Annotated in this window: 11 protein-coding genes; 8 read left to right on the top strand and 3 right to left on the bottom strand. The window is 71.6% G+C overall.

The features are described from left to right. Positions 1 to 14: 14 nt before the first annotated feature. The 3 genes from K3888_RS11650 to K3888_RS11640 are packed head-to-tail and all read left to right on the top strand — an operon-like array spanning position 15 to position 3,204. Entirely contained in the window at positions 15 to 1,910 is a 1,896-nt protein-coding gene (locus K3888_RS11650) for an ABC transporter substrate-binding protein (RefSeq protein ID WP_230930430.1), read from the top strand. After that, positions 1,907 to 2,800, top strand: coding sequence for an N-acetyl-1-D-myo-inositol-2-amino-2-deoxy-alpha-D-glucopyranoside deacetylase (gene mshB / locus K3888_RS11645; protein WP_230930429.1), 894 nt, complete (start codon positions 1,907 to 1,909; stop codon positions 2,798 to 2,800). The genes K3888_RS11650 and mshB overlap by 4 nt, the downstream gene beginning before the upstream one ends. Then, positions 2,797 to 3,204, top strand: a complete 408-nt coding sequence (locus K3888_RS11640) for a hypothetical protein (protein WP_230930428.1) — start codon at positions 2,797 to 2,799, stop codon at positions 3,202 to 3,204. Before mshB ends, K3888_RS11640 begins: the two co-directional genes overlap by 4 nt. Here K3888_RS11640 and K3888_RS11635 read toward each other — a convergent pair. Together K3888_RS11635 and K3888_RS11630 are read right to left on the bottom strand one after the other, a co-directional pair. After that, the gene (locus K3888_RS11635) at positions 3,175 to 4,896 is read right to left on the bottom strand and encodes a PH domain-containing protein (protein ID WP_230930427.1); all 1,722 of its coding nucleotides are present in this window, start codon (positions 4,894 to 4,896) and stop codon (positions 3,175 to 3,177) included. The genes K3888_RS11640 and K3888_RS11635 overlap by 30 nt on opposite strands. After that, entirely contained in the window at positions 4,893 to 5,537 is a 645-nt protein-coding gene (locus K3888_RS11630; RefSeq protein WP_230930426.1) for a PH domain-containing protein, read from the bottom strand. The genes K3888_RS11635 and K3888_RS11630 overlap by 4 nt, the downstream gene beginning before the upstream one ends. A 97-nt stretch (positions 5,538 to 5,634) precedes the next feature. Between K3888_RS11630 and K3888_RS11625 the strand changes: the two genes are divergently transcribed. The 4 genes from K3888_RS11625 (at position 5,635) to K3888_RS11610 (ending at position 11,125) form a co-directional block, all read left to right on the top strand. Beyond that, complete coding sequence (locus K3888_RS11625; RefSeq protein WP_230930425.1) at positions 5,635 to 8,214, top strand: bifunctional FO biosynthesis protein CofGH; 2,580 nt, start codon at positions 5,635 to 5,637, stop codon at positions 8,212 to 8,214. Between the two features lie 85 nt (positions 8,215 to 8,299). Continuing rightward, complete coding sequence (fdxA, locus tag K3888_RS11620) at positions 8,300 to 8,623, top strand: ferredoxin (protein ID WP_063972054.1); 324 nt, start codon at positions 8,300 to 8,302, stop codon at positions 8,621 to 8,623. Positions 8,624 to 8,628: 5 nt separating this feature from the next. Continuing rightward, positions 8,629 to 9,741, top strand: a complete 1,113-nt coding sequence (dapC, locus tag K3888_RS11615) for a succinyldiaminopimelate transaminase (protein WP_230930424.1) — start codon at positions 8,629 to 8,631, stop codon at positions 9,739 to 9,741. Positions 9,742 to 9,895: 154 nt separating this feature from the next. After that, positions 9,896 to 11,125, top strand: a complete 1,230-nt coding sequence (locus K3888_RS11610; RefSeq protein ID WP_230930423.1) for an IS30 family transposase — start codon at positions 9,896 to 9,898, stop codon at positions 11,123 to 11,125. Positions 11,126 to 11,228: 103 nt separating this feature from the next. Here K3888_RS11610 and dapD read toward each other — a convergent pair whose 3' ends face one another. Then, positions 11,229 to 12,194: a 2,3,4,5-tetrahydropyridine-2,6-dicarboxylate N-succinyltransferase gene (gene dapD, locus K3888_RS11605; protein WP_230930422.1), complete on the bottom strand. Its 966-nt coding sequence runs from the start codon at positions 12,192 to 12,194 to the stop codon at positions 11,229 to 11,231. A 60-nt stretch (positions 12,195 to 12,254) separates the two neighbouring features. Between dapD and dapE the strand changes: the two genes are divergently transcribed. Continuing rightward, positions 12,255 to 13,424: a succinyl-diaminopimelate desuccinylase gene (gene dapE / locus K3888_RS11600; RefSeq protein WP_230930421.1), complete on the top strand. Its 1,170-nt coding sequence runs from the start codon at positions 12,255 to 12,257 to the stop codon at positions 13,422 to 13,424. Position 13,425: the final 1 nt, after the last annotated feature.

Below are 13,425 nucleotides of genomic sequence, written 5' to 3'. Positions count from 1 at the left end.
TCAAGGGGGCAGACGTGACCACGAGGGGGGCGTCAGGGCGCCGCCGGGCCGCGGTGGCACTGGCCGCGGCGGCGGCCCTCGTCGTCGTCACGGGGTGCGTGGCCGACCCGCCGCCACCCACGGTCGTCGGCGGCGAGGAGGGCTCCGGCTCCGGTACGGACGTCAGTCTCACCGCGGGCGGACTCCTCCTCGCCCTGGACCGTGTCGAGAGCGGCTTCAACCCGCACCTCCTCGCCGACCAGGGCGTCGACACCGACCTCGTCGCGGCCCTCCTGCTGCCCAGCGCGTTCGTCCCCGGGCCGGACGGTGAGCCGGTTCTCAACCGCGACCTGCTGGTCTCGGCGGCGCCGCTGCCCGAGTCGCCGGCGACAATCCGCTACACGATCGACCCCAAGGCCCAGTGGTCCGACGGAGTGCCCGTGGCCGCCGAGGACTTCGAGTACCTGTGGCGCCAGATGGTCACCCAGCCCGGGGTCGTCGACCCGGCGGGTTACGAGCGGATCGTGGCGGTCCGCGCCGGTGCCGGCGGCAAGGTCGTGGACGTGCTCTTCGATTCGCCGCCGGAGCACTGGCGGACGCTGTTCGCCGACCTCCTGCCCGGGCACATCCTCAAAGACGCCCCCGACGGGTTCCAGGGCGCGATGGCGGGACTTCCGGTCATGAGCGCGGGCCCGTACATGATCCGCGCCGCCGACCTCGGCCGCGGGGAGATCGAGTTCGTCCGTAACGACCGCTTCTGGGCGCGGGCGCCGGAGACCGGCCAGATCGTCGTCCGACGCGAGAGCGGCCCCGGTCAACTGGGGGCGGTCCTGCGGGACGGCCCCGGGGTCATGGCCATGGTGGCCGACGCACCGGTCGTCGCCGACGTGTCCGCGACGATTCCGGGCGTCACAGACACGACCGTCACGGCCTCGGCACAGCTCGAGCTCGCGTTCAACACCACCGCGCCGACGGTGTCGGACCCCGGGGTCCGCCGGGCACTGGCCGCGGCGATCGACCCCGAGGTGGTGGGCCGGATCGTCACGGGTGAGGCATCCCCACAGGTCACGTCGTTCCCGTTCCCGGCCGGCGCCGCGACCACCGCGACCTCGGACGACACGGTCACCGAGACGGAGCTCGCCGCCGCCGGATACGTCCGGGACGGGGGCCGGTGGCAGCTCGCCGACACGCCGCTGACCGTGACGCTCGGTGTCGAGGCCGCGGATGACCGGGCACGTACCGCCGCGTACACGCTGGCCGACCAGCTCAGCGGAGCCGGGGTGGGGGCGCAGGTATGGGAGCTCGAGCCCGCCGAGCTCTACGCGGACGTCCTGCCGCACGGCCTCGTCGACGCGGTGGTGGGCTGGCAACCCACGGAGGGTGATGCCGAGGTGGCCGCCGTATCGCGCTTCGCCTGCGCGGCAGGGCGCCAGGCGGCCGAGGCCGGAGCCGGGTCCGCGACCCGGGCGGAGTCTTCGCCCTCGCGGCCCCGTACCACGGTGTCGAGCCTGGTGCCGCCCACCTCGACCACGATGACCCCTGCGCGCCCGGGCCGGGTCCCGGACAGCGAGGCCACCGGGACGGAGGAGGCGGGGCCGACGACCACCCCCGCGACGCCGGCGCGCACGCTCGGAGTCGATGCTCCTGCGCGCGCCTCGGACATCGCCGGCCTGTGTGATCCCCGTATCGATGGCGCGCTCGGGATGGGCCCGGGCGACGGGGTCGACCTCGTGGAGGCCGGCGATCTGGTCGCGGAGCAGGCCGTCCGGGTTCCGCTCGTGCGGCCGACGATGCTTCTGGCGGATGATGGGGTCGAGCTGCCCGGGCGGTCGCCCGCCGGATCATCCCCGGACGACGCCGCCGGGGCGCGGGTGCCCCTGACGGTCACCGACGTCTTCGACACCGCACCCACCTGGAGGAGGACCGGATGACTCCGACGGCCACGACCCCGCCGGCGGCGGGGATCCGCGCACTGTTCGTCCATGCGCATCCCGACGACGAGGCGATCACCACCGGTGGCACCATCGCGGCCCTTGTGGCCGCCGGCGCCGAGGTCTGCGTGATGACGTGCACCCTCGGCGAGGAGGGCGAGGTCCTGGGGGAGAGGTTCGCGGGCCTCGTCTCCGACCGCGCCGATCAACTGGGCGGGTACCGAATCAGCGAACTGGCGACCGCGCTGCGGGCGCTGGGCGTGGGCAGGCCCCGGTTCCTCGGGGAGGCCGGCCGGTGGCGTGATTCCGGAATGGCCGGGACCCCCGCGGCCGAGCATCCGCGCGCGTTCGTCGGATCCGGAGCGGAGGCGGTGGCCGCACTGGTCGCCGTGATCGACGAGTTCCGACCGGACCTCGTCGTGACCTATGACCCGCGCGGTGGCTACGGGCATCCCGACCACATCCGTGCGCACGAGGTCGTCCACACGGCGGTCGCCGAGGCCAAGCACCGGCCGAAGCGGCTCGCCTGGACCGTCACCGCGCGGTCCGACGTCTCGCTGGAACATCCGAACCCCCCGGCGCATCTACGGCACGCCCACGCCGACGAACTGCCGTCCGTGGCCGACTCCCGGCTCACCCATCGGGTGCCGCTGGACGAGAGCGCGTACGCGGCCAAGCTCGAGGCGCTCACCGGGCACGCCACCCAGCTCGAGTTGGTGCCGGCCGTGGACGGCGACCCCTGGTTCCTGGCACTGACCAACGGCGTACTGCAGCCCGTGGCACAGGTCGAGTGGTACATCGGCCACGATCTGGACGAGCACGGGGAGAACTACGACCGGTGTGCGCCGGGCGTCGCCCACCTGCTCAGCGGGCTGGGGCAGGACGCGTGACCGCGCCCGTGGCCGGCACCGGCGGGCGTGCGGCGTCAGGCGTCGAGTTGGCGGTGGCGCTGGTCCTGCTCGCGGTGGGCGCGGTGACCGGCTGCGTCCTCGCCGCGGCGTGGCTGACCCTGTACGTGGGCCCCGTCCCGTTCCCCATCACCGTCCTGGTCGCCGGTGCCTGGTCGCTGGTCCTGGTCCGGGTCGCCTCGATGTGGTCGGACCGGAAGCCTGTCGCGGCCTTTCCGGCCCTGGTGTTCATCCTCACGCTGATCGCGCTCGACATGGGGCCCGGCGGCGACATGCCGGTGCCTCTCGGCCTGCGAGGCCTCGCCCTGCTGGTGTTCGGTGGGCTCATCCCGTTGTGGGTGGCCGCCTACGGCCGGTCACTGTCGGCGGACACCCATCGAGGGTGAGGTCCGGCCGGCGTCCTCGGGGTCACCCTCGTACTGCCACACGTCCGTGATCCCGGGGGTCAGCGCCTCGGCGAGCGCCCAGACCTCGTCGGCATCCATGTCCATGACGGAGTAGCCGCCGGCCCCCGCCGGGGTGGCCGCGGTGACCGTGGCCACCCCCGCTGTGCGCTGGAACACCGACTGGCTGACCGTCCAGGCGATGATGCCGTCGGATTCGAGGACCGTGCGCTTGGCGCCCCACGACCCGTGCGAGGACACCAGCGAGTCTGACAGCAGGGCGTGCCCGAGCATGCGGATCCGGTCGATCGACAGCAGGATGAACAGGAGGAAGGCCGCGGGGATGCCCCACCGCACCCCCACGTCCGCGGACGGCCCCGAATCGATGCGGATGAGGATGAGCAGGGCCGCGACCACCCAGAACGGCATGAGCCCGCGGGTGATGCGTCGGCGGGCCGCCTTCCACGGGTGCCGGCGCAGCCGCACCGTCACCGGAGTCTCGTCGCCGAGGATGCGCGTGGCCACACGCCGGACGTCCTTCATCGGCGCCTGGGGCAGCAGCGTCGACGCTTTGCCACCCGACTTGGTGCCGGTCATGATCGGCTCGAGTCTGCCGCCGCCGATCATCCGCAGGTAGATCGGCGCCCGGACCTCGACGCCACGCAACCGCGCCTTGTCGAGCGCCTGGTGCTTGCGACGCAGGATGCCGTTCTGCACATAGAGCACGGACCCGCGCTCGGTGAGCGCATATTTGCCGTACCGGATCGCATAGGTGACGATCGCCAGGACACTGGCGACCAACCAGATCGCGATGCCCTTGCCCACCATGGCGAACGGCTCACCGAGCGAATCGAGCCAGGCGATGGTCCCCTCGACCACGGCCAGGTCCATGATGCGCTGGTGCATGTCGCCCATCTGCCACGTGATGAGCCACAGCGACATCAGGACACCGAACCCGATGAACGAGAACGGGGCGAACCGGGACCAGGTGACACGCCAGCGGGCGATGTCCTCGCCATACTTGGAGCCCCACTGCTCCTCGTCCTCGATGCCCAGCGACGGGTCGAGCGCACGACGATGCTTGAGGAGCTCGTCGCGCAGCGGCTCGACGTGCGCGGTGTCGATCGCATTGAGCCGGAATCGTTCGGCACCGGACTTCCCGGCGTCGGACCGACCCGTGCCGACCTCCACGATCGATACCCGCATGACCCGGTGGAACAGGTCCGATTCGGTGTCCACGCTGCGGATCCGGTTGCGGGCCACCGTCACCACCTGGCGGCTGAAGAAGCCCTTCCTGAGGATGATGTGAGTCCGGCCGACCTGGTAGCTGGTCGACAGCCAGCGCAGCACGCCCGCCAGGACGACGAGTGAGATGATGATGAACTCGAACCAGTAGTTGCTGCGGTTCGATCCCAGCCACAGGGAGATCAGGAACAGCGGCGCCAGTCGGGTCAACGAACCCAGCGGGTCGACCAGCAGCATCCGCCACGACAGGCGCTCCCACGGCGCTTCCGGGTCGACCGCCTCCGCGACGGGCTCGCTCCCGGACGCGGGCACGGCGTCAGACCTGGTGTCGTCTCCGGGTGGCGTGAACGGTTCCGGGCGGGAGCCCTCGTCGTCGTCGCCCTCGACCCGGGCGGCCACCGTCGGCATGTCATCGACGGCGGTGGGGTCCCCGCCGCCTGGCGCGGTCACGTCCCGTCCTCCGTGTCCAGGTTCGCGATCGCGATGAGGTGCTGCGCCAGCGCCTCGGCGTCCGCCACGGCCAGCCCGCGGATCTCGACCGTGCCCTGCGCGGAGGCGGTCGAGGCGTTGACGGTCGCCAACCCGAACCACCGCTCGAACAGGGTGCGCGTGGTGTACACCGTCTGCAGGCGCACCAGCGGAGCGATCCGGAACTGCGTGGTCCACCAGCCCTTGCGCGAACACACCGCGGTGTCCGAGACGTCCCAGCGCGCCACGATGTAGCGCCACCACGGCGCCACCACGATGGCCATGAACGCGAACGGGATGGTGGCCGCCAGCGCCACCCAGTTCCAGAACCCCATCACGTTCTCGCCCCAGAAATACCAGGCGACCTGCAGGCCGGCCAGGATCGCCCAGGACCAGATGCCCTCGATGATGAACAGGAACGGGGTGCGCTTCTCGATCCTGTGGCGAGGCGCCGAGATGAGTATCCGGTTGGAGGTCAGCAGCTCGTCGCCGGTGTCCACCTCCACGGGGGCGTCGGGCAGACGCGCTGGCTCGCGCAGTGCGTGCGCGCCCCCGGTCACGGAGGGCGGGCTGGCGACCAGTGGGTCACCGTTGGCGCGGAGAGCCTGGGCGGGTTCGGACATGGTCACCAGACTAGTGGGCGGCCCGCGCGCGCTGGTGAGACCGGCCGACAGGCACCGCCCGCGCGCGGGAGGGGCGGGGTGGGGCATCATCGCGGATATGGTTTCCGCCTCGACCCCCGCTGATCCCGAGCCCACGACGTCGGCCATGAGGCGCGCCCTGCGCCGCGCCTCCGACGGACTGACGCTGGACGCCACCGAGGCCGCGGTGCTCCTCGCCGCGCGGGGCGAGAACCTCGGGCGACTCACCGGCCTGGCCGCGGCCCGCCGCGACGCGCGCCTGGCCGACGAGGGGCGCCCCGGGGTGGTCACGTACTCGCGCAAGGTCTTCGTCCCGTTGACCCGACTGTGTCGGGACCGGTGCCACTACTGCACGTTCGTCACCGTGCCGGGCAAGCTGCGCGCCGCGGGCGAGGGCCTGTATCTCGAGCCGGACGAGGTGGTGGACCTGTGCCGCCGCGGCGCCGAGGCCGGGTGCAAGGAGGCGCTGTTCACGCTGGGGGACCGCCCCGAGGAGCGGTGGCCGGAGGCGCGCGAGTGGCTCGATGCGCGCGGCTACTCGTCGACGTTGGACTACGTGCGGGCCGTGGCGATCCGCGTCCTCGAGGAGACCGGCCTGCTGCCGCACCTCAACCCCGGCGTCATGAGCTGGGCGGAGCTGTCCAAGCTCAAGCCGGTCGCGCCGTCGATGGGCATGATGCTCGAGACCACCGCGACCCGCCTGTTCACCACGCCCGGCGAGGCCCACTACGGCAGCCCCGACAAGGATCCGGCGGTGCGGCTGCGCACGCTCACCGACGCCGGCCGGCTGGCGGTGCCGTTCACCTCGGGGATCCTGGTGGGGATCGGGGAGAACCGGACCGAGCGCGCGGAGAGTCTGCTGGCCCTCGCCGCGCTGGACCGCGAGTTCGGCCACCTGCAGGAGGTGATCGTCCAGAACTTCCGCGCCAAGCCGGACACGGCGATGCGGTCCGCGGACGACGCCGACCGGGACGAGTTCCTCGCCGCGATCGCGGTGGCGCGCCTGGTCCTGGGCCCGCGCGTGGCGGTGCAGGCGCCGCCCAACCTGGTCGACCGGGCCGACGTGCTGGCGCTGATCGGCGCGGGGGTCGACGACCTGGGCGGGATCTCGCCCCTGACTCCGGACCACGTCAACCCCGAACGTCCGTGGCCGCACCTGGACGAGCTCACCGCGGACCTCGCCGCGAGTGGGTGGGACCTGCGCGAGCGCCTCACCGCGCATCCGCGCTACGTGGGCGGGGGAGACGCCTGGATCGACCCGCGGGTGGCGGGCCACGTCCGCGCGCTGGCCGACCCGGTCAGTGGGTTGGCCGCGCCGGGCGACGACGACGAGGTCGTCCGCCCGCAGGGACGGCCCTGGCAGGAGCCCGACGACGACTGGGACTCGTCCGGGCGGACCGATCTGCACACCGCGATCGACTCCGAGGGCCGCAATACGGACACGCGCTCGGACATCGGCGAGGCGTTCGGCAACTGGGACGTCATCCGGGCGCGAGCCGCCGAGATCGGGGCGGCCGCGCTGGCCCCGGAGCGCGCGGACTCGGAGGTCCTCGCGGCACTGCGGGCCGCCGAGTCGGACCCGGCCGGCCTGACCGACGACCAGTACCTCGCGCTGGCCACGGCGACCGGGGACGGATTGGCGGCGGTCGCCGGCCTGGCCGACCGGATCCGCGCCGACGTGGTGGGGGAGACGGTGACCTATGTGGTCAACCGGAACATCAACTTCTCCAACATCTGCTACACCGGCTGCCGCTTCTGCGCGTTCGCCCAGCGCAAGGGGGATGCGGACGCGTTCTCGCTGTCCGCGTCCGAGGTCGCCGACCGCGCGTACGAGGCGTACGTCTCCGGCGCGTCCGAGGTGTGCATGCAGGGCGGCATCGACCCGGACCTGCCGGTCTCCGGCTACGCGGACCTCGTTCGCGCGGTCAAGGCCCGGGTGCCGTCCATGCACGTGCACGCGTTCAGCCCCATGGAGATCTCCAACGGTGCCTCGCGCTCCGGGACCGGGGTACGTGAGTGGCTGACCGAGCTGCGGGCCGCGGGCCTCGACACCATCCCCGGCACGGCCGCGGAGATCCTCGACGACGAGGTGCGGTGGGTGCTCACCAAGGGCAAGCTCCCGGCCGCCGAGTGGATCGACATCGTCACCACCGCCCACGAGGTGGGGCTGCGTTCGAGCTCGACCATGATGTACGGGCACGTCGACACACCGGCGCACTGGGTGGCTCACCTGCGGACGCTGCGAGGGATCCAGGAGCGCACCGGGGGCTTCACCGAGTTCGTGCCGCTACCGTTCGTGCACCGGAGCGCGCCGCTGTACCTGGCGGGCGCCTCGCGGCCGGGCCCCACGCGCGAGGAGAACGTCGCCGTGCACGCGTTGGCGCGGATCATGCTGCACGGCGCGATCGACCACGTGCAGACCAGCTGGGTGAAGCTCGGCGTGGCCGGCACCCGCACGATGTTGCGGTCCGGCGCCGACGATCTCGGAGGCACGCTGATGGAGGAGACCATCTCGCGGATGGCCGGCGCCGAGAACGGGTCGGCCAAGTCGCCGGAGGAGATCGAGGAGATCGCGACGGGGATCGGACGGCCGGTGCGTCGGCGGGACACCCTGTACGGGCCCGCCTCCCGACCCATCGGCGTGTCCGTCGTCACATAGCCCGCGACCGGTGGGGGCGGCATCGCCCGACGGCGGTGAGGTGGCTTACGATACTGGTGATACCGCTACGAGGAAGGTGGCTGACGTGACCTACACGATCGCAGAGCCGTGCGTCGACGTGATGGACAAGTCGTGCGTCGAGGAGTGCCCGGTCGACTGCATCTACGAGGGTGGCCGGATGCTCTACATCCACCCCGATGAGTGTGTCGATTGTGGCGCCTGTGAGCCGGTCTGCCCCGTGGAGGCCATCTTCTACGAGGATGACGTCCCGGACGAGTGGACCGAGTACAACGCGGCCAACGCCGACTTCTTCGTGGAACTGGGGTCGCCGGGTGGCGCCGCCAAGGTGGGCAAGGTCGATTACGACGTCCCGTTCGTGAAGGCCTTGCCTCCGATGAACCAGGAGTGATCCGGGTGGCACCACGCCCGGAGCGCCGGCCGCCCGGGCAGGTTCTGCCGGTGTTCCCGTGGGACACGCTGGCGGAGACCCGGGCCCGCGCCTCGGCGCACCCCGACGGGCTTGTCGACCTCACGGTCGGCACGCCCGTCGATCACGTGGCGCCGGTCATCAGGGACGCTCTGGCCGTGGACTCCGCACTGCCCGGGTACCCGACTACGGCCGGGACCCCTGCGCTGCGCCGGGCCGTCGTCGACTCCATGGCGCGGCGCCACGGGGTCGCCGGCCTGACCCCGGACGCGGTCCTGCCCGCGATCGGGACCAAGGAGCTCATCGCCGGACTGCCCGCCCAACTGGGACTGGGCACGGGCCACACGGTCGTGATCCCGGAGGTGGCGTACCCGACGTACGAGGTGGGCTCGCTGCTCGCCGGATGCACCGTCGTCCGCGCCGACTCGCTCACCCAGCTCGGTCCGTCCTCGCCGCACCTGCTGTTCCTCAACTCGCCGTCCAATCCGACCGGCAAGGTCCTCGGCATCGAGCACCTGCGCAAGGTCGTGGGCTGGGCACGCGAGCGGGGCGTGATCGTGGCCTCGGACGAGTGCTACCTCGGGCTGGTGTGGGAGGGCAAGGCGCCCTCGATCCTCGACCCGCGGGTCTGCGAGGGCGACCACACCGGGCTGCTCGCACTGCACTCGCTGTCCAAGACCTCCAACCTGGCCTCGTACCGGGCGGGTTTCGTGGCCGGCGACCCCGCGCTGGTGGCCGAGCTGCTCGAGGTGCGCAAGCATTCCGGGCTGATGATGCCGTTGCCGATCCAGTCGGCCATGGCGGCGGCACTCGTCGACGACGCCCACGCGGCCGAGCAGCGGGAGCGCTACCGCATCCGACGGGAGCGGCTGCTCCCGGCCGTCGAGGCTGCGGGCTTCCGGATCGACGACTCGGAGGCCGGACTGTACCTCTGGGCGACCCGCGACGAGCCCTGCCGCGACACCGCGGAATGGTTCGCCGAGCGCGGAGTGCTCGTGGCGCCCGGCGAGTTCTACGGCCCGCGCGGCGCCCGGCACGTCCGCATCGCCCTCACGGCCACGGACGCGACCATCGCCGAGGCGGTCCGTCGCCTGGCCTGACTCGGCCGGGTCACCTCGCCCGGCCCGCGCTCCGCCGCTGCCCACCCGCGCGCCCCCTCACCGACAGCCCCTCATCGACAAGAGCGTTCCGCACACCTTCTGGTCGGCGGTCTCAAGGAGCTAGTGCAACACCCTGGCTGGATCGGGGTGTGTGGTGGCGAAGGAGCTGGACTGGCGGCTGCGGGCGAGGCTGGTGTGCTCGTTGCTCGAGGGTGCCTCGGGGCGTGAGGCCTCGGCGATGTGGGGTGTCAGTGTGGCGACGGCCTGGAGGTGGGCCAAGCTCGCTGGCATGAGCTTTGAAGTGGGTGCACGCGGCGGCGTGGCCGATGTGCGAGGTCGTCGGTTACGGCCGCTGCGCCCGGGGGCGAGGTATCGCCGGTTGACCTTGTTCGACCGGGTGTTTATCCAGGCGATGCTGGACCTTCCGACTCCGGCTGGAATCCGGGCCATCGCCCGCGGGTTGAACGTGGCCGCCTCGACCGTGTCTCGGGAAGTCGGCGCTCACTGCTTCGAGCATTGGGGTCGGCGCCGGTACGACGCTCGCCTGGCGCACCATCTGGCGGTGGGTAAGCGTGCGCGTCATCGGCCAGGCAAGCTGGACTCGGTGCAGTTACGACGCGAAGTCATCGCACGGTTGAACCAGCGGTTCTCCCCGCAGCAGATCGCCGGCGAACTGCGGTTGACCTTTCCCGACCGGGCGGAGATGCAGGTGTCACATGAAACCATCTACCAGGGCCTTTACGTCCAGGGCAAGGGCGCGCTGAGGCAGGAACTCAAGGTCGAAAAAGCCCTGCGCTCGGGCCGCAAGCATCGCATTCCCGCCTCCGCGCTACCCCGCCGGAGCTCGCGCCCGTGGCTGCACGGGGCTCGCCTGACCGACCGGCCCGCCGAAGTCGATGACCGGGCCGTTCCCGGGCACTGGGAAGGCGACCTGGTCGTGGGCCCCAACAACTCGGGGTTGGTCACCCTGGTTGAGCGCCAGACCCGCTACGTACTGATCGGTCGGCTACCCGGATGCCGGGACAGCGCCACGGTCAACGACGTGCTGTCAAAGATGATCGCGGCCCTGCCCTCCCGGCTGGTGGCCACCATCACCTGGGACCAGGGCACCGAGATGGCAGGGCACGCCAACTTCACCGTCGCAACCGGCTGCAAGGTCTACTTCTGCGACCCACACTCACCGTGGCAGCGTGGATCAAACGAGAACACGAACGGCCTGATCCGCGACTTCTACCCCAAAGGCACCGACTTCAATACCCTCAGCGATGACGAACTCGCCGAGACCGAGCACCTTCTCAACATCCGCCCCCGCGCCCTCCACGGCTTCCTCAGCCCCCATGTCAAGATGAACGAACTCATCAACGGTGTTGCGCTGACTCCCTGAGACCGCCCTCGACCGATGTGTGCGGAACGCTCTTGTCGATGCCTGGTTCCCGGCCCCGCCCACGGCGATCGGCTCGCGCGGGTCCGGGCCGGCGCGGGGACCCTCAGTTGGCGTGCAGGTCCGCGTTGAGCGCGACGCCCTCGCGCTTCCACGGCACGGCCTCGACCGCGCCGGAGATCGAGTTGCGGCGGAACAGCAGGTTGTCCCGCCCGGAGAGCTGACCGGCCTTGACCGGGTCGTTGTCCGCCCAGGCGCCGGCCCGGATCTCGACCTTGGTGCCGGCGGTGACGTACAGGCCGGCCTCGACCACGCAGTCGTCGCCGAGCGATATGCCGACGCCGGCGTTGGCGCCGAGCAGGCAGCGCTCGCCGATCGAGATGGTCTCCTTTCCGCCGCCGGAGAGGGTGCCCATGATCGAGGCGCCGCCGCCCACGTCGGAATCCGCGCCCACCACGACGCCGGCCGAGATGCGCCCCTCGACCATCGAGGCGCCGAGGGTCCCGGCATTGAAGTTGACGAAGCCCTCGTGCATGACCGTCGTGCCCTCGGCCAGGTGGGCACCGAGACGGACACGGTCCGCGTCGGCGATACGCACGCCGGACGGCACCACGTAATCCACCATCCGCGGGAACTTGTCGATGCCGTGGACGGTCACGGCACCCCGGGCGCGGAGCCTGGCGCGGACGATCTCGAAGCCCTGGACGGCGCAGGGCCCGAAGTTGGTCCACACCACGTTGGTCAGGGTGCCGAACAGTCCGTCCATGTTGGCGAAGTGTGGCCTGATCAGACGGTGGCTGATGAGGTGCAGACGCAGGTACGCGTCGTATGCGTCGGCCGGAGGCTCGGTGAGGTCCGCGATCTCGACCCGCACCGCGACGCGCTCGACGCCACGGTCGGCATCCGGCCCGGTCAGGGCGGCGAGTTCGGCGGGCACCTCGGCGCCGGAGAGGACCCGGTGACCGCTGGCGGCGGCGACCCCCAGCTCGGGCTGCGGGTACCAGACGTCGAGGACCGTGTGGTCGGACGTCAGGGTGGCGATTCCGGTCGCGACTGCTCCGTGTGCACTCATGGTCCCATGCTAATCGTCACCCCCGACGCGCTCCGGCGACGGGCATCTAAGGTGGACGCCGTGACCGACGTCCTCGATCTGACCGCCGACCCGATCGACCTCACCCGTGCCCTGGTCGACGTCCCCAGCCCGTCCCGGGAGGAGGATCGGATCGCCGGAATCGTCCACGCATCGTTGGTCTCCACCGTCGACGCGTTCACGGGTCCGGCGGCGGGACGGGTCGAGGTCATCCGGGACGGCAACCGGGTGCTGGCCCGTACGGATCGAGGTCTGCCGACCCGGGTCGTGCTGGCGGGGCACCTCGACACCGTCCCGATCGCGGACAACGTGCCGTGCCGGGTGACCGGAGACGGGGCGGAGCGGGTTCTGCACGGGTGCGGCGCGGTCGACATGAAATCGGGCGACGCGGTGTTCCTGCACCTGTTCTCCACGCTCGCCGATTCACCCGCACTCGCGCACGACCTCACGCTGGTGATGTACGACTGCGAGGAGATCGAGGCCACGGCCAACGGGCTGGGGTTCCTCGAACGCACTCACCGCGAGTGGCTGGCCGGCGACGTGGCGATCCTCGGGGAGCCGACCGGTGGCCTGATCGAGGCCGGCTGTCAGGGCACGCTACGGATCCGGGTCCATGCCCGCGGGGTGCGGGCGCATTCCGCCCGTAGTTGGCTGGGGGACAACGCCGTGCACCGTCTGGCACCCGTGCTCGACGCGTTGTCTGGCTACGCGGCGCGCTCGGTGGACATCGACGGCTGCGTCTACCGGGAGGGACTCCAGGCGGTTCGCATGTCGGCGGGCGTCGCCGGGAACACCGTGCCGGACGAGGCGTGGCTCGACGTCAATTTCCGTTCGGCCCCCGATCGCGACGCGGACGCTGCCCTGGCCCATGCTCTCGACGCGCTCGGCCTCTCCGGCCTTCCCCGGGTGCCGGACGGGGACGAGCCGCCCACCGGGCCCGGCCTGTCCTGGGAGCTCACCGATCTCTCGCCGGGTGCGCTACCGGGACTGTCCGCGCCCGCGGCCGCGGATCTCGTGAAGGCGGCGGGCGGCAGGGTGCGCGCCAAGTACGGCTGGACGGACGTGTCCCGCTTCGCCGCCCTGGGCATCCCCGCCGTCAATCTCGGTCCCGGCGATCCGGGCCTGGCCCACACACGGGACGAACACTGTCCCGCCGAGCAGATCACCGAGGTGGCCGCCACGCTCCGCGCCTACCTCACCACAACCGGCTGAA

Origin of the sequence: Dietzia aurantiaca (assembly GCF_021033825.1) — a bacterium.
GTDB classification, from domain to species: domain Bacteria; phylum Actinomycetota; class Actinomycetes; order Mycobacteriales; family Mycobacteriaceae; genus Dietzia; species Dietzia aurantiaca.
This window is presented reverse-complemented; position numbering and strand designations above follow the sequence as displayed.

Coding starts and splice junctions, on each gene's coding strand:
- K3888_RS11630 (WP_230930426.1), bottom strand. CDS start 5,537: ATGTCCGAACCCGCCCAGGCTCTCCGCGCCAACGGTGACCCACTGGTC.
- mshB (WP_230930429.1), top strand. CDS start 1,907: ATGACTCCGACGGCCACGACCCCGCCGGCGGCGGGGATCCGCGCACTG.
- dapD (WP_230930422.1), bottom strand. CDS start 12,194: ATGAGTGCACACGGAGCAGTCGCGACCGGAATCGCCACCCTGACGTCC.
- K3888_RS11625 (WP_230930425.1), top strand. CDS start 5,635: ATGGTTTCCGCCTCGACCCCCGCTGATCCCGAGCCCACGACGTCGGCC.